The organism is Exiguobacterium sp. SH5S4, assembly GCF_004337045.1.
Taxonomy (GTDB): domain Bacteria; phylum Bacillota; class Bacilli; order Exiguobacteriales; family Exiguobacteriaceae; genus Exiguobacterium; species Exiguobacterium aurantiacum_A.
Genome location: NZ_SJUQ01000013.1, coordinates 30,462 through 52,768 on the forward strand (window position 1 = coordinate 30,462; position 22,307 = coordinate 52,768).

Sequence of the window (22,307 nt, forward strand, 5' to 3'; positions counted from 1 at the left end):
GACCTCGCGCCTGAGGTCAGTTCTTTTCGGTCACGTGCATATGGAAAGCTTTGTCGTGCGGCAAGACGGCACCGTCTTCCGCCTCGAAGTGTTCGCGGTCCTTGAAGTAAGCCGCAACCGTCAACGTGTCCCGATGAAGGGCACGCTTGAACGCTTGCTCGGCCGTGACCGGTGTTCCGTCATCGTTCTTCAGTTCGAGACCCATCAGCTTGTAGCCGATCGTTTGACCACCACGGCTCATCTGGCACGCCTCGATCGCATAAGAGACGAGTGTTGGTGTGATGACCGCGTGGACGAACTCGCTCTTCACTTTCTTCCGAACGAGCTGTTCGACACCGAAACTAAGGAGCTCGGCAATGACACCGTCGATCAAGACGGCTTTCGTGCGTTTGCTCGTCACTCGCTTCATTGGCTCATTCGCTGCATCATTCCGGACGTCAACACTTCCGTGCCTTGTCCTTCTTCTCCGGCCATGATCAAAGCTCGGGCCACGTGTAACGCTTGGATTGGGGCCGCATTTGGAACTTTTTCGAGCAACAGCGGTTGGAACGGACGGCTTACGACTTCAGCCGCTTTCTCACCGAGCCGGAACGACTCGCGGTCGCCGAGCAAGAGCGACGGGCGGGCGATAATCAAGTGCTCGAACCCGAACACTTTAAGCCCGTTCTCGAGTTCACCTTTCACTCGGTTGTAGAAGAACGGCGAGCGCAATGACGCACCTTGTGCCGAGACAACGGCGTAACGTGTGGCGCCGTGCTGTTTCGCGACACGCGCGACTTCGAGCGGTAACTCGAGGTCGACATGTTTGAACGCCTGACGTGATCCGGCGACGGCAATCGTCGTACCGAGTGCACAGTACACATCGTCAATGTGCGGCAACGTCTCATCCATCTTCTCAAAGCCGACAACTTCATGTAATTTCGGGTGACTCCAACGTTTCGAGCGGCGGACGACGATCCATACCGCGTCATACCGTTCTTGTTCGAGCAACTGCTCGACGAGCTCGCGTCCGATCAAACCGGTCGCGCCGACAACGAGTGCTGTTTTTCCCATTCTAGTTCCCCCTTGTTACGTACTTCTTTCAGTCTAGCTGACTTGCCGTTCATCGGCAACGACTGAGACCAGACACAATCAATCGAAGACGAGATTGCGGCAATTGCAACCCGTTTATGAAAAGACGGCAAAAAGTTCGATTTTTCTGAAACTGCTGTATACTGAAGGTACTGGAAAAACGAGAGGAGCTAGTTGTGTATGAAGCTATTCGTTCTTGGTGCCACCGGACGGACCGGTCATCAGTTTGTCGATCAAGCGATCGAGCACGGCCATCATGTGACCGCCTTCGTGCGCGAACAGAAAAAACTCATCCCGACCCCGCAACTTGAAATCATCGAAGGCGCCGTGACGGACAGTGCGGCGTTGACCGACGCGCTTGCCGGGCACGACGCCGTCATCAGCTGTCTCGGGACCGATTTGAGCGACCCCGATTTCTTGGCCAGCGTGACCGATGCGCTCGTCCCCGCCATGAAAGCGAACGATGTGACGCGCATTCTGTACCTCGCGTCTGCCGGGATTGACAAAGAGATTCCCGGGATCGCCGGAACGGTCGTGACGTTCATGCTCCGGAAGCCGCTTCGCGACCACCGGGCCGCGGTCGACCTGTGGCGCAACTCGTCGTTCGACTACACGATCGTGCGGCCGATGCAACTGACGGATGGTCCGCGGACATCAGTGTACCGGACGGACATCGACGGGATCCCTGCCGACGGTAAACAGATTTCACGTGCCGACGTCGCCCAGTTCATGTTGAACACGGTCGAAGAGAACAGTTTCGTCCGGCAGTCGGTCGGACTGGCGTACTAATTTTTTTGAATCCATGCTACAATATCGGATAGTCAACTTTGAAGGGAACGAATACGAATTATGAGTATATTAACAGTACAAAACTTGAGCCACGGTTTCGGTGACCGCGCCATTTTAAATGACGTGTCTTTCCGTCTATTAAAAGGTGAACACATCGGCCTCATCGGAGCAAACGGTGAAGGAAAATCGACGTTCATGAACATCATCACGCGCAAACTGCAACCGGATGAAGGGAAAATCGAGTGGGCGAAAAACGTCCGCGTCGGTTACCTCGACCAGCACGCCGTCCTCGCACGCGGGATGACGATTCGTGACGTGTTGAAAAGCGCATTCCAATACTTGATCGACATGGAGACACGCATCGGCGAACTCTACATGGAGATGGGCGACGCGTCACCTGAGCAGATGGACGACATGCTCGCTGAAGTCGGCGAACTGCAAGAGACGCTCGATTCGAACGACTTTTATATCATCGATGCGAAAGTCGAAGAAGTCGCCCGCGGACTCGGTATTTTAGACGTCGGTCTCGACCGTGACGTCGCTGACCTATCAGGTGGACAACGGACAAAAGTGTTGCTCGCGAAGCTGCTCCTTGAGAAGCCGGACATCCTCCTCCTCGATGAGCCGACCAACTATTTGGATGAGATCCATATCGAGTGGTTGAAGCGTTATCTTCAGAACTACGACAATGCGTTCATCTTGATCTCGCACGATATCCCGTTCTTAAACAGCGTCATCAACTTGGTCTACCATATGGAGAACCAAGATTTGTCGCGTTACGTCGGCGATTACAACAAATTTATGGAAGTGTACGAGATGAAACGGTCGCAGCTTGAGTCGGCTTATAAACGCCAACAAGCGGAAATCGCTGATTTGAAAGACTTCGTCGCCCGTAACAAGGCCCGCGTCTCGACACGAAACATGGCGATGTCACGTCAAAAGAAACTCGACAAGATGGACGTCATCGAGCTGAGCGCGGAACGTCCGAAGCCAGAGTTCCGTTTCTTGCAGGCGCGCACGTCAGGCCGTCTCATCTTTGACGCGAAAGATCTCGTCATCGGTTACGATGAGCCGCTCTCACGTCCACTCGACCTGCAGATGGAGCGCGGTCAGAAGATCGCCCTCGTCGGTGCGAACGGGATCGGGAAGACGACGCTCCTGAAGAGTCTGCTCGGCATGATCAATCCGCTCGAAGGAACGGTCGAACGCGGCGAGTTCCTAGAGATCGGGTACTTCGAACAAGAAGCGGCCGTCAGCAACAACACGTGTATCGAAGAGATTTGGAGCGAGTTCCCGTCACTCAACCAACAACAAATCCGGGCCATGCTCGCAAAGTGCGGTCTCATGACGAAGCATATCGAGAGTAAAATCGCTGTCCTCAGTGGTGGCGAAAAAGCGAAAGTCCGTCTCTGTAAGCTCCAAAACAACGAATCGAACTTGCTCCTCCTCGATGAGCCGACGAACCACTTGGACGTCGACGCGAAGGAAGAGTTGAAGCGCGCATTGAAAGAGTATAAAGGTAGTATCCTACTCATCAGTCACGAACCGGAGTTCTATCAAGACATCGTCACCGACGTCTGGAACTGTGAATCGTGGACGACGAAAGTATTCTAAAACGTGTAGAGGAAGTGTCGCATGACAGGCCCAATCCAATTGAACGAACGCATCGTTCTCTATGACATCATTCGAGGGTTTGCCCTGTGCGGCATCTTCCTCGTCAACATCCCGAGCATGCTCGGGAGCGACTGGATCTTCGGTAAACCTATGTATGAAGGTAGTGACCTCGTCGTAAGGACACTGTTCGACTTGTTCATCCAGACGAAGTTCTATACAATTTTCTCTTTACTGTTCGGCATCGGCTTCTCGATTTTCCTCGAACGCTCGTACGCGCGTGGGGACTCGGCGAGCCGCTATGTCCGACGCATCATCATTCTTTTCCTGTTCGGACTTGCTCACCTGGCCATCTGGTCGGGTGACATCTTACATACGTATGCGATGTGGGGGTTGTTGCTCCCCTTGTTTTATGGATTGAGCAACCGCGCGATTTTGACGTGGGCGTGGAGTTTGTTGATCGGGAGTTTTCTCTTGTTCTATGGCTCATCTGTCTTGATGGAGTGGACGACGGGGTATTTCAATCCCGGCTATCCGTTCCCGACCGCGTATAACGCCGGCTTTGGCGCTTGGTTCGATTACCGGCTCGACGTCGAGATCTTTAGCGCAATCTCAAACTCTCTGCTTGTCGGGATCGAAATCTTTTGCCTATTTTTATTCGGTCTCTATATCGGGCGTGAGCGGAAGCTGCTCACATGGACGCTTCAAGGATTGACACGAACGGCCATTATTTGCAGTGTTCTCGCCTTGCCGTTTTTCGGGGTCATCCTCTGGCATCGTTACGGCGGTGGTGATGCTTACTACTGGACGAACCTAGCAGCCGTCCTCATCTCAGGAAAACTGCTCGCGACGACGTACGTCTGTCTGTTCACCGTCGCCGTCCGAAAAGGACTCACGTTCCGTCCGCTCCAGGCGCTCGGCCGGATGGCGCTGACGAACTACTTGACGCACACGCTCGTCGTCGTCCTTCCCGTCATCGCCCTCGGGTATTACGGACGTCTGTCGCTCACTGAAGGATTGTTCTTGAGTATCGCGATTTTGATTGCCCAAACGTTCTTCTCAATGTGGTGGCTCAAGTCTCATCGCTACGGACCGTTCGAGAAGTTATGGCGGATCGGGACGTATGGGATTCAGAAGAAAGTATCATAGCATGCAGAAAGGCTCGAAGCATCTCGCTTCGAGCCTTTCTCATTTCTTAGTTCGTCGCCGCTGCTGTCAACACAGGAACGATTTGTTTTTTACGTGATACGACGCCAGGAAGTGTCGCCAGGCCGTCTAACAGTTCGACGTTGAACGCTTGTTCGAACAAATCATGCTTCGCACCGACAACGAGTGCTTCTGAATCATTCGTCAAGATGTTCGTGATTGCGAAGACGAACAAGTCAAGCTGTTTGTCAGCAATCGTCTTCGCCATCGCCGCTTCAACTTCAGCTTTACGGCTCAACACGTCGTGCGCGTCAACCGTGTTCACTTGCGCGATCTCGATGCGGTAGTCGCCCATCGCGAACTCTTTCGCGTCGAGCGAGATGAGTTCAGGCACCGTCTTCTGGCTCAGGTCGGCTCCGGCTTTCAACATTTCGAGACCGTACGCCTCGACGTCAGTTCCGGCGATGTCTGCAAGTTCTTTCGCTGCTTTGACGTCCTCGTCCGTGCACGTCGGTGACTTGAACAAGAGCGAGTCCGAGATGATCGCCGATAGCATCAAGCCGGCCATGTCAGACGCGATTTCAACACCGTGTTCTTTGTACAACTTGAGCAAGATTGTCGCCGTGCAGCCAACCGGCTCCGCCCGGTAGTAGAGTGCGTCTGCCGTTTGGAAGTTAGCGATGCGGTGGTGGTCGATGACTTCAAGGATTCGCACGTCAGCAATGTCGGCCGCACTTTGTTGGAACTCGTTATGGTCGACTAAGATGACCGAGCTCGTTTCGTCCGATACACGTTCGACGAGGCGCGGCGCCTTGACACGGAAGTGGTCGAGCGCGTATTGCGTCTCCCCGTTCACGTCACCGAGACGGACCGCCTCGGCGTCCATCCCTAATTTCTTTTTCAGTTCAGCGTAAGCGAGCGCCGAACAGATTGTATCCGTATCTGGATTTTTATGTCCGAAGACAAGTACTGTACTCATGATGCATTCTCCTCACTGTTATAGTTTTCCCTTATCCATTATACCGTCAATCCCCATTCTTTCAATTCCAAAACAAAAAGAGCCTAAACTCGGCTCTTCACGATTGTTCGTCTTCGTCTGTCTCTTCGAGGTCCGAATGATCCCCTTTTGAATCTTCTTCGTGCGAGATATCCGGTTGGTCCCGGTTCAACTTCTCTTGTTCTTCTTGTTCACGTTTGTCTTGGTCTGACATCTGTCTCATCCTTTCGGTACCGAGTCTTGTCGTAGACTGTTCCCCGAGGTTGACGCGGTCAAACGGATGTCTCACATCCGTAAACAAACTGTCATGTCAGTCAGCCTGAACGAACACGACTTCATCCCCGCGGATCTCGACGTTGACGTCTTGTCCTTGGAACAACCATTCGTCCTGCTCGGCGACGACGAAACGAATTCCGTCCGCTTTCGTTTCGACGGCGGCATTGTCGATCTCTTCTGTGATGACACCGACCGAGAACCCGTGCGTCAAATCAGTCGAACCCCCGTATTTGGCGAACAGACGAACCGTCTGTCCCGCCTCGACTTCCATTTCGTCTTTAAAAAATTGGAGTGCTTCTTCCGTCACGTTGATCTTCATGTAACATCCTCCTCTCGACTTCTGTCTTCATTCTAATCGTTTCTCAAAAAGCGAGCGAGGAAGTTGCCTAGAGTGTCGTGCCCGGGACGTACGTGACGGTCAGACTTTGCGTCCTAACCGCACCGCCGTCCATCTCATCGAACGTCACGTCGAACAAGGCGCGACCGATTTCTTCATGCGGCGCGTGCATCGTCGCTAAACCGAACGCCTGGCTGATCGGGTGGCCGTCAAACCCGAGGATGGCGACGTCTTCCGGTATGCGGACGCCACGCCGGTGCATCTCCCCTAAAAAACCGAGCGCGACGTAATCGGACGACAAAAAGAGCGCGCGGGGACGCTCTGTTCGTTGAAGGAACTCTGCCGCTAAGCGGATCCCGTCTTCACTCGTCAAGTAACCGGTCCATACCCATCGCTCACGCGCGGACGCCACTTCATCGAAGTAGGCCCGCTGACGCGCGATTGAGCTCGGACTAGACTGCCGCGATAAGACGATGCCGATATCTTCATAGCCAGCTTGCGTTAACACATGCAATCCGGCGACGAACGCCGCGTAATGGTCGACATGGACCGAGGAGATCGTCTCAGGCGCACCGACCGTCGCGACCGAGATCGGGCCGAAGCCACGGTACGTCTCCAATTCTTCGAACGACATCGCATGCGACAACAGAATCGCCCCGTCGACTTCACGATGCTTCAGTAAGTCGAGTGCTTGCCGCTCTTGATCAAGCTTGTACTCGGTCTGCCACATGACGAGACGATACCCTTTCACGAGCGCCGCTTTCGCGAGTCCGTTGACGAACAGTCCGTAGTACGGATGGTCCATATACGGCAACACGACGACGAATCGCTGCGTGCGCCCAGTCGACAGCGTCAACGCCTGCTGATTCCGTAAATAGCCAAGCTCTGCCATCGCTGCATGGACGCGCTGTCGCTTCTCTTTTGAAACGTATGGATGTTCGTTAATCACCCGCGAGACCGTCGTCACCGACACGTCCGCTTGTTTCGCGATATCTCGAATGTTCGCCATCCCGCCTCACCTCAATCCGTCAGTCTTTCCATATAGTGTACCCATTCTACTGACCGACTGTCATCTCTTGCCATCACTTGTCGCCGAATCGCTTGGGCGAGACGAAACCGTTCTTCGACAGGTAAGTGCAGAAACTCATCTTGAAACTGGGCGCACAACATGCGTCCGAACGGTGTGTACAATTGATTGATGACCAGTTCATAGACAATCCCGCTACACCAAGTCTTCCACGTCGTCGGATTCATCAGGCTTCCCTCCTTTGACTCTACCGTACATTCTGAAACGCGTTTCAGAGCAAGCACTTTAGTAAAAAACTCTAATTCCGAACATTAAATACTTAAATGAGAACTTTTTTAGTTTTTTAACTCAAAATCATTGACGATGTCGATTCGATTTCGTATAGTCAACAGGTTGATAACGTGTATTCCACTTTACTAGACAATTAATGTTCGGAAATTACTACTTATAAGGAGTCTTCCTAATGAACTTATTCCGTTTACAGCAACACGGGACGAACGTTAAACAAGAAGTGATGGCCGGCATCACAACGTTCGTCACGATGGCCTACATCTCGGTCGTCAACCCGGCGATTTTGTCGGACGCAGGCATCCCGTTCGCCCAGGCGTTCACGGCGACGATCATCGCCATCTTGATCGGAACAGGGTTAATGGCGTTCTATGCCAACCTGCCGATCGCGGTCGCACCTGGGATGGGCTTGAACGCCTTCTTCGCCTATACACTCGTCGCGCAACAACAGATCGCACCAGAAGCCGCGCTCGGCGTCGTCTTCGTGTCGTCGGTCTTCTTCCTGATCTTATCGCTGTCACCGATCCGGACGAAACTGATTCAAGCGATCCCGGCTTCATTGAAGCACGCCATCACGACCGGCATCGGGTTGTTCATCGCCTCGCTCGGCTTGAAGCTGTCTGGACTCATCGTCGCGGATGAGGCGAACCTCGTCCGTCTCGGGGAGTTGTCGTCACCGAGCGTCTTGCTCGTCCTCGGTGGACTGATCGTCTCGGCCCTCCTCTTCTCACGTAACGTCCCGGGCTCGCTGCTCATCGGGATGGTCGTCACTGGGATTGCCGCCTACTTCATGGGGCTATTGAAAATCGAAGGCGTGACGGCGATGCCGACGCTACCGGAAGGGTTGATGGTCAACCCGCTCACCGCTTTCTCTGACGTCATCCAATATGGCTTGTTCGGGGCCGTGTTGTCGTTCTTCCTCGTCACGTTGTTCGACACGACCGGAACGCTCGTCGGTGTCGGCAAGCAAGCCGGCTTGTTGAAAGAAGACGGGACGATCGAGAACGGGCACCGGGCTTTGTTCGCTGATTCGCTCGCAACGATGGGGGGCTCACTCGTCGGAACGAGTCCATCGACGGCCTACATCGAGTCGGCCGCTGGTGTCGCCCAAGGCGGACGGACCGGACTGACGACAGCCGTCGTCGCCGGCTTGTTCGGTCTCACATTGTTCTTCAGCCCGCTCATCGGTGCGATCTCAGGTGTCGCCGCTATTACGGCGCCGGCCCTCATCATCGTCGGCGCACTCATGCTGACGAACGTCCGCTATATCGATTGGACAGATTTCAGTGAATACTTCCCGGCGTTCATGACGATCCTCATCATGCCACTCTCAGGCAGTATCGAACGCGGGATCGCCTTCGGGTTCATCCTCTACCCGATCTTCAAGGCGATGAACAAAGAGACGGTCCACCCGCTCATCTACTTGTTCGCCGGATTGTTTATTTTGGAAATGTTTTTCCTATAATACTTGACTTTAACCCTCGTCCCCGACGAGGGTTTTTCTGTTATTAATCAGGGAATCACTGTCGTATAGCAGTCGGTTACTGAATATTCGTTCATTATCATCCGGTTCTCAATTAGGCATTATTTTACAATTATTTGAGAAATCCGTTCCATTTTTCTGTTTTCCGACTCAAAGATATGGAATAATGGCGATGAAATCGTTTTCGAAAGTATCATTTAACAGGAAAGAAGGAATGGACATGCCAAACGTGGCGTTGTTCGTCACTTGTCTCTCCGATACGTTATTCCCATCGGTAGGACAAGCGACGGTCGAACTATTAGAACATCTCGGTTGTGACGTCAGCTTCCCGTTCGAGCAGACGTGCTGCGGTCAACCGGCCTATAACAGCGGCTACCATGAAGAGACGAAAAAGATTGCCAAACACATGATTGAGACGTTCGAGAAAGCGGACGCCGACTATATCGTCGGACCGTCCGGCTCGTGTGTCATGATGATGCGCGACTATCCGCACTTGTTCAAAGACGATCCCGTCTGGAAAGAGCGGGCCGAAGCCCATGCGGCGAAGACGTTCGAACTGACGCAGTTCATCGTCGATGTGCTCGAAGTGACAGACGTCGGGGCGAAATTCCCGGCGAAAGCGACGTATCACGCCTCGTGTCATATGACGCGCTTGCTCGGGATCGAGGCGGCACCGGGACAGTTGTTGAAAAACGTTAATGGGTTGACGATGGTCCCACTCGAAGGGGTACATAACTGTTGCGGCTTCGGCGGGACGTTCTCGGTCAAGATGCCGGACGTATCGGTGCAGATGGTCGACGAGAAAGTCGAGTCAATTTTAAAATCAGGGGCCGACGTGTTGATCGGCGCTGATGCGTCTTGTTTGATGAACATCGGGGGACGCCTGCATAAACAAGGGCATCCGATCAAAGTGATGCATATCGCGGAAGTGTTGAACGAAGGGGTGAAACAAGCATGAGCATGGGGATTCGGTTAGACGAGAAGTTTCAAGATCGGCGGAAAGACGGGATCGATAACCCGTTCATGCGCCAAGCCGTCAGCTCGGCGCAAAATCGCCTGCGCGACGGACGTTTGAACGCGGCCGGGGAACTCGGGGATTGGGAAGCGTTCCGCGACCATTCGGAAGAGATTCGTCAGCACGTGCTCGAGCATCTCGATTACTACTTACACCAGTTGAGTGAGAATATCTCGAAGCGGGGCGGCAACGTCTTCTTCGCCGAGACGCCGGAAGAAGCGAACCGCTATATCCGCGAAGTCGTGCGCGCAAAAGACGCCAAACACATCGTCAAATCGAAGTCGATGGTGACCGAGGAGATCGGGTTGAACGAGGCGCTTCACGAAGAAGGGTGTACGGTCGTCGAGTCGGATCTCGGGGAATGGATCCTTCAGCTCGACAACGACCCACCGTCGCACATCGTCGCACCGGCGCTCCACAAAGACCGGAACGATGTCCACAAGACGTTCACGACCCATGGCTACGACGGAACGAACGACCCGACCGAGCTCGGCCGCTACGCGCGCCGTGAACTGCGCAAAGACTTCTTGAAAGCAGAGGTCGGCATCACCGGTTGTAACTTCGCCATCGCCGAGAGCGGCGCCGTTGGTCTCGTCACGAACGAAGGTAACGGCCGGATGGTCACGTCACTCCCGAACACCGTCATCTCGGTCATGGGGATGGAGCGGGTCGTCCCGTCTTACGAAGAGTTCGAAGTACTCGTCAATATGTTGTGCCGGAGCGCGGTCGGTCAACGGCTCACGTCATACATCACGACGTTCGCCGGCACGAAAAGCGTCGGCGAAGTCGACGGCCCGGACGAATTCCATCTCGTCATCGTCGACAACAAGCGGTCAGGCATTCTCGGGACTCAGTTCCAGTCCGTGCTCCAATGTATCCGTTGCGCGGCATGTATCAACGTCTGCCCGGTCTATCGCCATATCGGCGGCCACGCCTACGGCTCGATTTATCCGGGACCGATCGGCGCCGTGCTCGCCCCGCTGCTCGACGGTTACGAGAACTATAAAGAACTGCCGTATGCGTCAAGCCTTTGTGGTGCCTGTACGGAAGCGTGTCCGGTCAAAATTCCGCTCCATGAACTGTTGATCGAGCATCGCCGCGTCATCGTCGAAGACAAGAAAAAATCACCGTTCGTCGAACGCATCGCCATGAAAGGCTTCGCCGTCACGTCATCGAGCCCGTTCTTGTTCGAGGCGGCCGAACAGATCGCGCCGTTCGCGTCGTCCCCGTTTGCGACAGCAGGGCAAATCGACAAAGGCTTACCAGCTTGGACCGACTCGAAAGACTTGCCGCAGCCGGCCAAACAGACGGTCCGCGACTGGTTTAAGAAACGGGGGAATGCACAATGAATCCAGGAACGATCACCAACCGTGAAGACTTTTTAAAGCGGATCGCGGGACAACTCGGACGCGACGTCGATTTGACGCCTCCGAAACGAGTATACAAGCACCGTCCGCAAGACGAGGTGTTGAAAGACGCTTCAACAGAGGAACTCCTCGAGACGTTCCGTATGGTCGCGACGCGCATTCATACCGACGTCGTCGAATGTGAGTCGACTCATCTCGATGACACGCTCCGTCTTCTCCTCGAACGATACGACGGCAAGACGATTATCGCCGAGGACGATGCACGCATTAAGGAATGGGCACCCGAAACGAGCCGGGCGTTCGACTGGTGGGATGCCGCGCGTCCGGATGACAGCCGCGCTCTTGCCGTGAAAGCTGACATTGGGATCACGATTGCCGATCAAGCACTCGCTGAAAGTGCGACCATCGTCCAATACGCGGCCCCTGGAAAATCGCGGACGATCAGCTTGTTGCCGCAAGATCACATCGCCATCATCCCGAAATCGGTGCTCGTGCCCCGCATGACGCAAGCGGCGAAACAGCTGGCCGAACTCGATCGCAACGGCGAGCTCGCCTCACCGCAAGGCGTCAACTTCATCTCGGGCCCGTCAAACTCGGCCGATATTGAGATGAACTTGATTGTCGGTGTCCACGGACCGGTCCGTGTCGCCTACGTTCTCGTACATGATCTCTAACGAAAAGACTCGCCGTCGTGGCGAGTCTTTTCGTTTATTCTTTATTCGACGGTGATGCTGCCGTTCGTCGTCTTCAAGCGAAGTGAATGTTCGATGTTTGAACGTCAAAGTCTTGTCCCGCACTCATCGCTTCGTCAATTTTCCCCATCGAGTCGCCCGCTCGCAATTCGTCTAACTGGGCCATTCCTTGCTCCGTGATTGCGTAGTATTTCCGTGGCGGTTTTTCTGCCGACTCCTTCAAATACGTCGTGAAGTAGCCTTCCGACGTGAGCCGCCTCAGGAGCGGATAGACCACATCTTCTGAGATGTCACTTTTTTAAACTTAGCATCCCTCTCACCCCCTCCACTATCTATTAGGTAACAACACATCGTTCGCAATTGTTCAATAGACGTTAGCTAGCATGTTTACTACATCTCGATAAGTGGTATATCGCTGCCGAAATCTGTACAATAGGGGAACGACACTCGTAGAAAATAATTGTCACAGCCGGAATGTATGTAGTTCCAGGAAGGAACGGTCCCTATGAAAGCTTGGATTGACGAGCGGATCGGAAGGCAGTTTTTATTCGTCTTCTATTTATTCATTGGACTGATCCTCCTCACCTCACTCGCCGTATACGTATATACGGAAAATCGAATCGAAGAGACGACTTCATCGCTCGAGAACGTCAGTGAACGTCGCACGAATGCGACCGAGCTATTCGAGACATGGCAGTCGATGCAATATGAGATGCGCGGTTACGTCCTCCTCGGTGACGAGGAGTTGCTCGTCCGCGTCAAAGAGAAACAAGTCTTGATCGAGACACAGACCGCCTGGTTCGAAACGAACGCGGTCACAGAAAAAGAACAGACGTATGCGGGGGATGCCCGAGCGTTATTCTCAGCCTATCAACAACGCGTCATGCCTAGCCTCGAGCGCTACGTCGTCGCGAAGCGGGAAGGCACGGTCACCGAGCCGTTCCTGCAAATGCCGACGCTCGGGAAAGTGACGCCTCAAACCGAAGCACAGGCCGATCGGAAATTCAAGATCAACTCGAAGAGCGCGGCTGACATGAGCGCGAGTATCGTCGACATGGAGACGGTGTTCACCGAATACCGCAACGCCTTGAACGCGGAAGAAAACCAACTCCGTGAACAGCTCGCCACCCATACGAAATGGGCGCAAGTGCTCTGGCTCCTGTCGCTACTCACCGTACTACTCGTCCTCTTCATTGCGGCTCGGCCTTACGTACAACGGTTGACCGGTCAACTGCAAGAGTTGATCACGAATAGCAAGCGGCTCACCGACGATCGGGTCATACCCGTCCCTGTTTTGGTATCGACCCGGAACGAGGTCGGCCAACTGACCGACTCGTTCCGTCAAATGGCGTCGTCACTGTCGTCGCAACGTTATCAAGTCGAAGAAGAGCGTGAGAAGACCGCGCGACTCTTGCACTCGATCCGTGATGCCGTCATTTACGTTGAACATACGACGCATGAGAAACTCGCCAACCAGGCGCTCTTCGTCATGTTCAATCAGGCCATCACAAAGCAAAACGAGACGGACCTGTATCGGCTTGATGCCGACCTTGAAGAACTCGGTCTCCAAGTCGATCAAAAAGACTCGTTCTTCTCGTTCATGCGCCGAGCGTTTGACGGCGAAGCGATGGAAGAGAGCGTGACGTTCTCGATGAATCAAGAAGAACGGTTCATCCAAATGTACGCTGAAAAGATTCATTTGCGTGGCACACGCCACGGCACGATGCTCGTCTTCCGGGACGTGACGCAAGAAACCGAGGTCGACCGCTTGAAGACAGAACTTGTCTCGACGGTGTCTCATGAACTGCGCACCCCCTTAACGAGCATCATCGGGTTTACCGAACTTATGCGCTATCGGACGATGCCGGCTGAACGGACCGATCAATATTTAGGGATGATTCATCAAGAGACGCTCCGTCTCGAGGATTTAATCTCCAACTTACTCGACGTTCAGCGGATGGAGTCAGGTAAACAGACGTATCAAAACGAGCCCGAAAGCTTGTATGATATTTTGGCAGAAACGATTGCCGTCCATCAAGGCGCGAGTCAACACCATTACTTATCGTTTGAATGTGACACCGACGTCCTCGTGTACGGGGACCGGAACCGGCTCAGCCAGCTGTTCACGAACCTGCTCCATAACGCGATCAAATATTCACCGAACGGCGGAAAAGTTGCGGTGTCCGTCACGAATGACCAGTCGGACGGCGTCGAAATTTCCGTCACGGACTCTGGCATCGGAATCCCGACTTCAGCGCTCCCGAAACTGTTCGACAAGTTTTATCGCGTCGACAATTCGGCCAGCCGGAAGATCGGTGGCACCGGTCTCGGTCTTGCCATCTGTAAAGAGATTGTCGAAGGGCATGACGGGACGATCCGGGTCGACTCACGTGTCGGTCTCGGATCGACGTTCACGATCGTCTTGCCGAAATATATCGAGGAAGATCAAATGAGCGGCTAAACAATAAGGGATGACTCGCCTCGGGCGAGCCATCCCTTATGTTATTGAACTTTGCTTTCTGGACCGAATGCCGGATAGAGCGACAAGCCACCGTCAGCAAAGATGGTCGTGCCCGTGACGTAAGACGATTCGTCTGATGCGAGCCACGCTGCCACCGCAGCAATCTGTTCCGGCCGCCCGATCTTATGGGTCGGGATGAGCGCTTCGAGCCCTGTCTTCTCTTCTGGGTCTCGCATCGTCTCTTTGTTGATTGGTGTGTCGATCGCACCAGGCGCGATGGCGTTGACCCGAATTTGATTCGCCGCATATTCGAGCGCGACCGACTTCGTGAACATCTTGACCCCGCCTTTACTCGCCGCATAATGCGTATAGCCTGGGCGTGGGATCACCTCGTGCACCGAAGACATGTTGATGATGTTTCCTTTCAGATCATGTTTGACGAAGTACTTGAGTGCGGCCCGCACCCCTAGGAACGTCCCAGTCAGGTTCGTATCGATAATTTTCTGCCAGTTGTCGAGCTCCATTTCGTGCGTTTTCGCTTCGACTTGGACACCGGCGTTGTTGACGAAAATGTCCATCTGTCCAAATTCAGACACTGCTTTTTCGATCATCTTCTCGGCGAGCCCTTCTTCGGCGACGTCACCTTGGACAGCGACGGCTTTGCCTCCGGCCACCTCGATGCCGCGGATGACTTCCTTCATCTCGTCTTCACTGCTTCTATAATTTAAGACGACGCTGACGCCTTCTTTCGCATAGCGTTCGGCCACCGCTCGTCCGATTCCTTTTGAACTGCCTGTGATTACTGCGACTTTCCCTTGAAGTTCTGGATAATTTGCCATGTCGGTTCCCCTTTCGTCTTCTCGGTTTGTAGTTCCCGCATTCCCCTCTTCATGAAACCTTTCGGGCTGTCTTTTGAATATTTATGGGAAATCTACTATACTGAAACAAACTATTCGTTTTCAGGACTCGCCTGAAAAACGTACAAACTTATTCTTATGGAGGTGAATCCCCGATTTTTTGGGGAATTTTTGGACAGTCCCATGTTACTCAGTTTATTGATCGTCGCCTTTCTCATCTTCATGACCGCCTTTTTCGTGGCGGCCGAATTTTCAATCGTCAAAGTCCGGAGCGCACGGCTCGACCAACTCGTGCTAGAAGGAAACTCACGAGCGTCCGTCGCTAAAAAAGTGATCGAGAACCTCGATGACTCGCTATCCGCCTCGCAGTTCGGCATCACGCTCGCCGCGCTCGGCCTTGGTTGGATCGGTGCCGATCAAATCGAAGGAATGATTCAACCGCTCGTCGACCGCTTGAGCGTCTCGCCGTCGGTTTCCACATTCCTGTCGTTCTTAATCGCCTTTTTGCTCATCGCCTTTTTACACGTCGTCATCGGCGAACTTGTCCCGAAAACGCTCGCCGTACATGAAGCCGAGAAATTGACGCTGCTCGTCGCCCGGCCGCTCTACTTCTTCACGAAGCTGTTGTACCCGTTCATCCGGGTGCTCAACAGTATGGCCCGGCTCACGCTCCGCTTGTTCGGTGTCAAGACGACGGCGCAAGAGACGGCGCACTCGGAGGAAGAACTCAAAATTATCATGACGGAGAGTTTTCGAAGTGGCGAAATCAACGAGAACGAACTCGCTTACGTTCAAAATATCTTCTCGTTTGATGAACGTGTCGCAAAAGATGCGATGGTGCCGCGGATGAATATGGTGACGATCGATGAAGAAGACTCGATCGAGACGATTATCGCGACCGTCCAAGAACATCAATATACGCGCTATCCGGTCACACGAGACGGTGACCGCGATGACGTGCTCGGTTTTATTAACGCCAAACAAGTGTTCACGGCCCAACTCGTCAAGAGTGACGCCCCGCTTGAATCGTTTATCCATCAGTTACCGCTCGTCACAGAATTCACACCGCTCCAAGAAGCGATGGTGAAAATGCAGAACGCACGGACGATGATGTGTCTCGTCATCGATGAGTACGGCGGCACCGCCGGCCTGCTCACGATCGAAGACATCCTTGAAGAGATCGTCGGTGAGATTCGCGACGAGTTCGACCGGGACGAACAAGCCGAGATCACTGAAGTCAATCCAGGCCATTATCGCTTGTCTGGTCTCGTGCTCACGCAAGAGATCGAAGAGCGCTTCGGCATTGAGATCGAGGATGACGTCGATACGATTGGTGGTTTCGTCCTCTCGCAAAAAGCGAATGCACGCACCGGCGAACGTTTCGTCCTGCCAGGTGAGCACGAACTGATCGTCCGCGAGATCGACAATCACCGCATCGTCTTCGTCGACTTGATTCTTGCGCATAAAGATCAGCTTCGAGCCGAAATGGACTGAGTGTCTTTGACTGCCCTCCCTTGAACATTAGGGAGGGCTTTTCGATTGACGCTCGAACTGTCGCTATATTTTCAAGGCTTGTCGTGATATACTGCACATATGTTGCTAATTTGAGTGCGTGTCACTCATTGACACAACATCACCGAACAGTTCATTAATGTTCGGTCCAACAACTACAGAAAGAAGGTTACGCATGGAACGTAAACTATTTTTAATTGACGGAAACTCCATGCTGGCCAGTGCCTACTACGGTGCCGCCGCGAGCCGAACGAAAAAAGGACGCGAGGTATCTAAAAACGATCGGAGTGCCGTCATCGGTATGACCGGCCTCATCCGGACGATTCTACGCAGACATCGTCCGTCTCATTTTGTCGTCGTATGGGACGTCTCACGTGAAACATTGTGGCGTCGCGAGCTTTATCCCGGCTATAAACGCCGCCGTCGCCAGACACCACCCGAGTTGAAGGCTCAAATGGAACTCATGCGCCAATTGCTTGAAGAGAGCGGAATCCCGCAATATCAAGTCGAAGGTTATGAGGGAGAAGATTTGATTGCCCACATCGCTCGGAAGTTCAGCTGCAGCGCGCCTGTCGTTATCATGACGAAGGATAAAGACTTGCTTCAGCTCGTGAGCCCACGTATCACAGTATGGCTTCAAACACAGGAGCTTCAGCAAATGCAAGCTCGTTGTGATATCCAAGACAACCGCCCGCTCCCACTCAAGCGACATCTCGAGATTCGTCCTGAGGAGATTGCAGCGTTGTACGAAGGATTGAAGCCGAAACAGCTCTCAGCGGTCAAAGCGTTGACGGGAGACCGTTCAGACGGCATCCCACCTGTAGCCGGCCTTGACGAAAGTCAATCGGTACAGTTGATCAAACGCTTCGGTTCGCTCGATAAGCTTTACACGGCGCTTAGCGTCAAAGGCGATAAACGACAACTGATCAATGAAACGATCGCGGCACTGACGTCAGAGGAAGTGCCCCGTAACTTGAGACGTACACGCAAAAAAGCCGAGCGCAACATGGAGCTCGTCCGTCTCGATGTCACGGTGCCAGAACTTGAACATTTGAAACTGGCTCATCTTGAGCTCAGCATCAATTCAAAACGGGTCGAACAAGCGTATCAAAAACGCGGCATTCGCCTCTCGTTTGATTCGAGTCAAAAGAAAATTTCAGCACGTTAAAAAGCGCGGACATTAGTCCACGCTTTTTATATTGACCGTAATCCCATCGGCGTCGGTGAGCGACCATTCCGACGTCGTCCCTCCGAGTTCGTGGTTCGTCGAAGCGTCGACAAAAAGCGTCCATGCTTCAAGTCCCGCCTCGTCGTTCATCGGTTCAGTCGGACGGGCCCAGGCGTTCGCACCGATGTGATGATGATACCCGTCGGCCGCGAGGAACAGTGCGCCCGGGTATGAATCGGTCGTGACGGTAAACCCGAGTCGATGTTGATAGAATAACTTGGCCGCTTCGAGGGAACGTACTTTAAAGTGAACGTGTCCCATCGTCGTCCCGACAGGAAGACCTGTGAACGGACGGTCGGCTGCCGCCTCGAGCATCGATTCGTACTCAACCGGATCGGTCGACATCTTCACGTGACCGTTCGCTTCATATTCCCACTGCTCACGTGGCCGATCGGCATACAGCTCGATGCCGTTCCCTTCCGGATCGTTCAAATAAAACGCCTCACTGACCAAATGGTCGCCTTGACCGACTTCAATCCGTCGCTCGATCAAATGACGGAGAATGCGTCCGAGTTCGACGCGGTCCGGCAGCAAGATTGCCATGTGGAACAAGCCGGCCGCCTTCCGGTTCGGACGCACACCTTTGACTTCATGCAAGATGACGAGCGGCGCATTCGGCGCACCGAGCGTGACGCGGTCGCTACCGACTTCGAGTACGTCCATTCCAATGACTTGTTCGTAAAACTGTTTCATGTTTTCTAATTCACTGACCCGGAGCGTGACCGGTCCGAGTTGGATATTGGTTAATTTCATGTTTTCTCACCTCTCTCTTTACTATACATGCCGTGTCCCGTTTGCAGAAGACGGCACAAAAAGGTGGTATAGTTACCGAAAGGATACTTAGAGAGGAGCGAGACTCATGACGATGATCTCAAGCTGTGAAGTCGATACCGCACTCGAACTGATCACCGGTAAATGGAAACCATCGATTTTACTCGCGCTCATCAACGGGGGGACGCTCCGGTTCAGTGAACTGAAACGCTCGCTCCCGAACATTAGCCAAAAGATTTTGACAGCCCAGTTGCGTGACTTAGAAGAGCAAGATATCATCATCCGTACCGTCTATCCGGAAGTCCCGCCGCGCGTCGACTATCAGTTGAGCGAGTACGGCAAGACGCTTATCCCGGTACTCGAGACGATGAACGCTTGGGGCATGAAGCACGCTGCGCGCATGCAACAAAAATAAATTGTCCACATGTGGATAACTCATTTCCGTATCACTGCCCATCACTTATCCACAGGAGGATCTCATGATTCGTTATCCACAGTTGACCGGTCGCCACGTCGGCGTAACCGCCCCGTCGTCCGGAGTACCAGCCGCGCGTCATAGTTTACTTCACGACGCCGAGACGACGTTCGCACGCCACGGCTTCACGCTTCAATTTGAACCGTCTGTTTGGACACAACATAAAGCAAAATCGGCCCGGCCGTCCCGCTCTATTTCGACTTCTCGGTCACACCCGCCATCGTCTTCCTCACCGGATTCGCTTTGTTGAGCGGTTTCTTCATCATCCGCGTCAATATTCCCATCCAACTGTTTTTGCAGACGAACACGGAACCAAGCTACCTCGGTCGTGTCATGGGCGTCCTCGAATCGCTCGCGATGGGGATCACCCCGCTCGGTTTCGTGTCGTTCGGGTTATTGAGCGAATGGATGTCGGTCACGTCACTTTATGCGATTTGCATGGTATGCCTGCTTTCGATCACGCTGTTCGCGATGCATCGCATCCGTCACGATATCGCGGCTGAAAAAGCGACGGTACTGGCTGAAGTCGAAAGCGCGCCGACACATCAATGAACGAAAAAAAGACATCGAACGTTTTTCAGTTCGATGTCTTCTCTGTTGATGGAAGGACTCGTTTCTCTAACAAGAACGGCCCGAACGGGATGACCGAAGCCATGACCGCGAGGACTAACACTTTGAAGCCCCAGTTGAAGCGCCACGCCATGTAAACCGCTGCCGCCACGTAAGCGACGAACAGGAAACCATGGGCCGCACCGACGATGCTGACGGCTAGCGGCATGCCAGCCAAATACTTGAGCGGCATGGCGATCAACAATAAGAGCAGGAATGACATCCCCTCTGTATAACCGAGCCATTTGAATCGAGTTGCGTTCATATCCGTTCTCCTTTTTAATCGATGCTACGTTCATCGTAGCCGATAGAGGTGAAGTTTGTCACAGGGGAACGTTAGAAAGTCGTTAGGCTATTTGACGATTTGGTGAACGATGCGCAATTTTTGTTTCGACGAAGCGGCGAAGGAACAAGCCGTCGACGCCGATTTTGCCTGCGTTGTAGCCCGCGACGAGAATCAAGACCGATACGATCAACATCGTCGGGTTCGTGCTGACCGTCCCTGACAATAAGAACGCCATGTTCATGACGAGTCCGAAGAAAGCCGCGCTGCGTGTGAGGGCGCCAAGCAAGAGACCGAGACCGACCAAGAACTCACCATACGGAATTAAGATATCGAAAAGTGCTGCGTTTGGAATCGCGAATTTTTCAAGGAAAGCTGCCCACCATCCGGCGACCGCCGGGTGATCTCCCGTCGCGAGTGAAGCTGCGTTTTGAAGGTAACCGCCTGATCCGAAGCCGCCCGTGATTTTACCCCATCCGGCTGTGAGCCATTGATAGCCGAGCCAGATCCGTAACACCGTCAAGATGCCGGTTGCGATGTTGTGGTTTTGCCAAAACTTTGTGAACATGATAATTCCTCCTTTTGAATGGTTGAATAATGGCTTATATGTGATTACATTCACAATATACCATCCATGTTCATGTTTTCACATAGCTTGAGACAATAGTTCACGTTTCGTTCATATGTGTGTCACAGGTCAGTAACTTTTTGGAAATTGCACCAAAAAAAAGCAATGTCTACTCGAGACATCGCTTCCACTGCTGTGAACTACTCACCACTTATTTGCTTCGCAACTTGAAGTGGGAGCTTCTTGGGAAGACCGTGCTTTGACTAGCCACGGTTGTGGACCAAGCTCGTCGGGCAGTCCCTGCCCTGGGGTGTTTTAGTCTGCGAGACGCAACAGGTTGAGGCTCGCGTTGACGTCGCGGTCGTGGTGCGTGCCGCATGCGGCACAGGTCCACTCGCGGACGTGCAGGCCCTTCTTGCCGCCGTTCTCGCCGCAGGCCGAACAGACCTGGGTCGAGGCGAACCAGGGGTCTGCCTTGATGAGCGTCCGTCCATAGAACCTCGCCTTATATTCCAGCTGGCGGACGAACTCGCCCCACCCGGCATCCCCGATCGACTTCGCCAGGCGGCGGTCCTGCATCATCTCCCTCGGCTTCAGCGTCTCGACGACGACGACTTGGTTCTCGTCGACGATGCGTCGCGACAGCTTGTGGAGGAAGTCGTGCCGTCGGTTCTTGACCTGCTCGTGTTTCTTCGCGAGGACGAGCCGTGCCTTCTCGCGGTTCCTGCTGCCGGGCTTCTTGCGGGAAAGCGCGCGCTGCGCTCGTCTCAGCCGTTCCTCGGCCTCGCGCAGGTTGCGCGGGTTCGGGATCTTCTCCGTGACGAGCGCGTCGTTCGTCATGACGGCGAAGTGCCCGAGGCCGAGGTCGATCCCGATCTTGTGCTCGGCCGGGACCCACGGCTCGTCGGGCTGCTCGACGAGGAGCGACACGAAGAACTTGCCCGTCTTCGTCATCGACACGGTCGCCGATCGGATCTCGCCGTCGAAGATTCGGTGCTGTGTGAAGCGGATGAACCCGACCTTCGGGAGCCGGACCCGGTCCCCCTCGATGCGGATCGTGCCGTGCTGGTTGTTCGTCGTGTAGGAGGCGCGCGCCTTTCGTCTCGACTTGAACACCGGGAAGCCGGCCGTCCCGGCGAAGAACTTCGCGAACGCCGCGTCGAGGTGAAGCTTCGCGTTGGCGAGCGCGAGGCTGTCCGCCTCGGCGAGGAACGGGAACAGGGGCTTGTACGAGGCCGGTGTCGGCAGTTTTCGCTTCGACCCGCCGCTCGCCTTCGTCTCCTCGTGGATAGCGATGCGGTCCTCGAGCAGCTTGTTGTAGACGAACCGGGCACAGCCGATCGTCCTGACCAGGAAATCGGCCTGTTCCGACGTCGGGTGGAGCCTGTATTTGTAGCCATTCAGCATGTCTCCCCCTCCTCTCGGCCGATGATCGTGATGAACG

General features: G+C 53.9%; 25 protein-coding genes and 1 pseudogene. 13 read left to right on the forward strand and 13 right to left on the reverse strand.

Features of this window, described 5'->3' with window-relative positions; genetic code table 11:
* Positions 1 to 16: 16 nt before the first annotated feature.
* Both EVJ32_RS08690 and EVJ32_RS08695 read right to left on the reverse strand, forming a co-directional pair.
* Entirely contained in the window at positions 17 to 409 is a 393-nt protein-coding gene (locus tag EVJ32_RS08690; RefSeq protein WP_131457914.1) for an RDD family protein, read from the reverse strand.
* Positions 406 to 1,053 (reverse strand): NAD(P)H-binding protein, encoded by a 648-nt coding sequence (locus EVJ32_RS08695; RefSeq protein WP_131457915.1) that lies wholly within the window; start codon positions 1,051 to 1,053, stop codon positions 406 to 408. The genes EVJ32_RS08690 and EVJ32_RS08695 overlap by 4 nt, the downstream gene beginning before the upstream one ends.
* A 198-nt stretch (positions 1,054 to 1,251) precedes the next feature.
* Here EVJ32_RS08695 and EVJ32_RS08700 point away from each other — a divergent pair, with 198 nt between their 5' ends.
* From EVJ32_RS08700 to EVJ32_RS08710, 3 genes are read left to right on the forward strand one after another with little or no spacing between them, the layout of a single operon-like run.
* On the forward strand, positions 1,252 to 1,860 hold the full coding sequence (locus EVJ32_RS08700) for an NAD(P)-dependent oxidoreductase (protein WP_131457916.1): 609 nt from the start codon (positions 1,252 to 1,254) through the stop codon (positions 1,858 to 1,860).
* 60 nt (positions 1,861 to 1,920) lie between these two features.
* Entirely contained in the window at positions 1,921 to 3,474 is a 1,554-nt protein-coding gene (locus EVJ32_RS08705) for an ABC-F family ATP-binding cassette domain-containing protein (RefSeq protein WP_131457917.1), read from the forward strand.
* Between the two features lie 21 nt (positions 3,475 to 3,495).
* Positions 3,496 to 4,620, forward strand: coding sequence for a DUF418 domain-containing protein (locus tag EVJ32_RS08710; RefSeq protein ID WP_131457918.1), 1,125 nt, complete (start codon positions 3,496 to 3,498; stop codon positions 4,618 to 4,620).
* Positions 4,621 to 4,666: 46 nt separating this feature from the next.
* On the opposite strand, the gene EVJ32_RS08715 is transcribed toward EVJ32_RS08710, so the two are convergent.
* The 5 genes from EVJ32_RS08715 to EVJ32_RS08730 all read right to left on the reverse strand — a co-directional run bounded on the left by EVJ32_RS08715 (position 4,667) and on the right by EVJ32_RS08730 (position 7,481).
* Positions 4,667 to 5,596, reverse strand: a complete 930-nt coding sequence (locus EVJ32_RS08715) for a manganese-dependent inorganic pyrophosphatase (protein ID WP_131457919.1) — start codon at positions 5,594 to 5,596, stop codon at positions 4,667 to 4,669.
* A gap of 97 nt (positions 5,597 to 5,693) precedes the next feature.
* Positions 5,694 to 5,828, reverse strand: coding sequence for a hypothetical protein (locus EVJ32_RS16450; protein ID WP_255417550.1), 135 nt, complete (start codon positions 5,826 to 5,828; stop codon positions 5,694 to 5,696).
* Positions 5,829 to 5,924: 96 nt separating this feature from the next.
* Entirely contained in the window at positions 5,925 to 6,209 is a 285-nt protein-coding gene (locus EVJ32_RS08720) for a HesB/YadR/YfhF family protein (protein ID WP_131457920.1), read from the reverse strand.
* A 67-nt stretch (positions 6,210 to 6,276) separates the two neighbouring features.
* The gene (locus EVJ32_RS08725; RefSeq protein ID WP_131457921.1) at positions 6,277 to 7,236 is read right to left on the reverse strand and encodes a LacI family DNA-binding transcriptional regulator; all 960 of its coding nucleotides are present in this window, start codon (positions 7,234 to 7,236) and stop codon (positions 6,277 to 6,279) included.
* 11 nt (positions 7,237 to 7,247) lie between these two features.
* Positions 7,248 to 7,481: a hypothetical protein gene (locus EVJ32_RS08730; RefSeq protein WP_131457922.1), complete on the reverse strand. Its 234-nt coding sequence runs from the start codon at positions 7,479 to 7,481 to the stop codon at positions 7,248 to 7,250.
* Between the two features lie 236 nt (positions 7,482 to 7,717).
* On the opposite strand from EVJ32_RS08730, the gene EVJ32_RS08735 reads away from it, so the two are divergent.
* The 4 genes from EVJ32_RS08735 (at position 7,718) to EVJ32_RS08750 (ending at position 12,081) form a co-directional block, all read left to right on the forward strand.
* Positions 7,718 to 9,007: an NCS2 family permease gene (locus EVJ32_RS08735; protein ID WP_016507932.1), complete on the forward strand. Its 1,290-nt coding sequence runs from the start codon at positions 7,718 to 7,720 to the stop codon at positions 9,005 to 9,007.
* Positions 9,008 to 9,245: 238 nt separating this feature from the next.
* Positions 9,246 to 9,983, forward strand: a complete 738-nt coding sequence (locus tag EVJ32_RS08740; RefSeq protein ID WP_131457923.1) for a (Fe-S)-binding protein — start codon at positions 9,246 to 9,248, stop codon at positions 9,981 to 9,983.
* 2 nt (positions 9,984 to 9,985) lie between these two features.
* Positions 9,986 to 11,389, forward strand: coding sequence for a LutB/LldF family L-lactate oxidation iron-sulfur protein (locus tag EVJ32_RS08745; protein ID WP_131457956.1), 1,404 nt, complete (start codon positions 9,986 to 9,988; stop codon positions 11,387 to 11,389).
* Entirely contained in the window at positions 11,386 to 12,081 is a 696-nt protein-coding gene (locus EVJ32_RS08750; protein ID WP_131457924.1) for a LutC/YkgG family protein, read from the forward strand. Before EVJ32_RS08745 ends, EVJ32_RS08750 begins: the two co-directional genes overlap by 4 nt.
* 73 nt (positions 12,082 to 12,154) lie before the next feature.
* On the opposite strand, the pseudogene EVJ32_RS08755 reads toward EVJ32_RS08750, so the two are convergent.
* Positions 12,155 to 12,388: pseudogene (locus tag EVJ32_RS08755) on the reverse strand (PadR family transcriptional regulator); the annotation flags it as partial.
* A 216-nt stretch (positions 12,389 to 12,604) separates the two neighbouring features.
* On the opposite strand from EVJ32_RS08755, the gene EVJ32_RS08760 reads away from it, so the two are divergent.
* On the forward strand, positions 12,605 to 14,560 hold the full coding sequence (locus EVJ32_RS08760) for a HAMP domain-containing sensor histidine kinase (RefSeq protein ID WP_131457926.1): 1,956 nt from the start codon (positions 12,605 to 12,607) through the stop codon (positions 14,558 to 14,560).
* A gap of 41 nt (positions 14,561 to 14,601) precedes the next feature.
* On the opposite strand, the gene EVJ32_RS08765 is transcribed toward EVJ32_RS08760, so the two are convergent.
* On the reverse strand, positions 14,602 to 15,399 hold the full coding sequence (locus tag EVJ32_RS08765; RefSeq protein WP_131457927.1) for a glucose 1-dehydrogenase: 798 nt from the start codon (positions 15,397 to 15,399) through the stop codon (positions 14,602 to 14,604).
* Between the two features lie 201 nt (positions 15,400 to 15,600).
* Between EVJ32_RS08765 and EVJ32_RS08770 the strand changes: the two genes are divergently transcribed.
* Both EVJ32_RS08770 and EVJ32_RS08775 read left to right on the forward strand, forming a co-directional pair.
* Positions 15,601 to 16,911, forward strand: coding sequence for a hemolysin family protein (locus EVJ32_RS08770; protein WP_071398830.1), 1,311 nt, complete (start codon positions 15,601 to 15,603; stop codon positions 16,909 to 16,911).
* A gap of 193 nt (positions 16,912 to 17,104) precedes the next feature.
* Positions 17,105 to 18,097 carry a 5'-3' exonuclease gene (locus EVJ32_RS08775; RefSeq protein WP_070328350.1) on the forward strand — a complete coding sequence of 331 codons (993 nt, stop codon included), beginning with the start codon at positions 17,105 to 17,107 and terminating at the stop codon, positions 18,095 to 18,097.
* A 12-nt stretch (positions 18,098 to 18,109) separates the two neighbouring features.
* Here the strand turns inward: EVJ32_RS08775 and EVJ32_RS08780 are convergent, their stop codons facing one another.
* The gene (locus tag EVJ32_RS08780; RefSeq protein WP_131457928.1) at positions 18,110 to 18,910 is read right to left on the reverse strand and encodes a VOC family protein; all 801 of its coding nucleotides are present in this window, start codon (positions 18,908 to 18,910) and stop codon (positions 18,110 to 18,112) included.
* Between the two features lie 106 nt (positions 18,911 to 19,016).
* Between EVJ32_RS08780 and EVJ32_RS08785 the strand changes: the two genes are divergently transcribed.
* From EVJ32_RS08785 to EVJ32_RS08795, 3 genes are all read left to right on the forward strand, one after another.
* Complete coding sequence (locus EVJ32_RS08785; protein ID WP_071398828.1) at positions 19,017 to 19,343, forward strand: winged helix-turn-helix transcriptional regulator; 327 nt, start codon at positions 19,017 to 19,019, stop codon at positions 19,341 to 19,343.
* Positions 19,344 to 19,407: 64 nt separating this feature from the next.
* A complete protein-coding gene (locus EVJ32_RS08790) occupies positions 19,408 to 19,653 on the forward strand; it encodes a hypothetical protein (protein WP_131457929.1) in 246 nt (81 codons plus the stop codon).
* Positions 19,650 to 19,955, forward strand: a complete 306-nt coding sequence (locus EVJ32_RS08795; protein ID WP_201740688.1) for a hypothetical protein — start codon at positions 19,650 to 19,652, stop codon at positions 19,953 to 19,955. The genes EVJ32_RS08790 and EVJ32_RS08795 overlap by 4 nt, the downstream gene beginning before the upstream one ends.
* Before the next feature lie 25 nt (positions 19,956 to 19,980).
* On the opposite strand, the gene EVJ32_RS08800 is transcribed toward EVJ32_RS08795, so the two are convergent.
* From EVJ32_RS08800 to EVJ32_RS08810, 3 genes are all read right to left on the reverse strand, one after another.
* Positions 19,981 to 20,277: a DUF3817 domain-containing protein gene (locus EVJ32_RS08800; RefSeq protein WP_021068057.1), complete on the reverse strand. Its 297-nt coding sequence runs from the start codon at positions 20,275 to 20,277 to the stop codon at positions 19,981 to 19,983.
* 82 nt (positions 20,278 to 20,359) lie between these two features.
* The gene (locus tag EVJ32_RS08805; protein WP_131457930.1) at positions 20,360 to 20,863 is read right to left on the reverse strand and encodes a DoxX family membrane protein; all 504 of its coding nucleotides are present in this window, start codon (positions 20,861 to 20,863) and stop codon (positions 20,360 to 20,362) included.
* A 315-nt stretch (positions 20,864 to 21,178) separates the two neighbouring features.
* Positions 21,179 to 22,270: an RNA-guided endonuclease TnpB family protein gene (locus EVJ32_RS08810; protein WP_131457931.1), complete on the reverse strand. Its 1,092-nt coding sequence runs from the start codon at positions 22,268 to 22,270 to the stop codon at positions 21,179 to 21,181.
* Positions 22,271 to 22,307 lie beyond the last annotated feature (37 nt).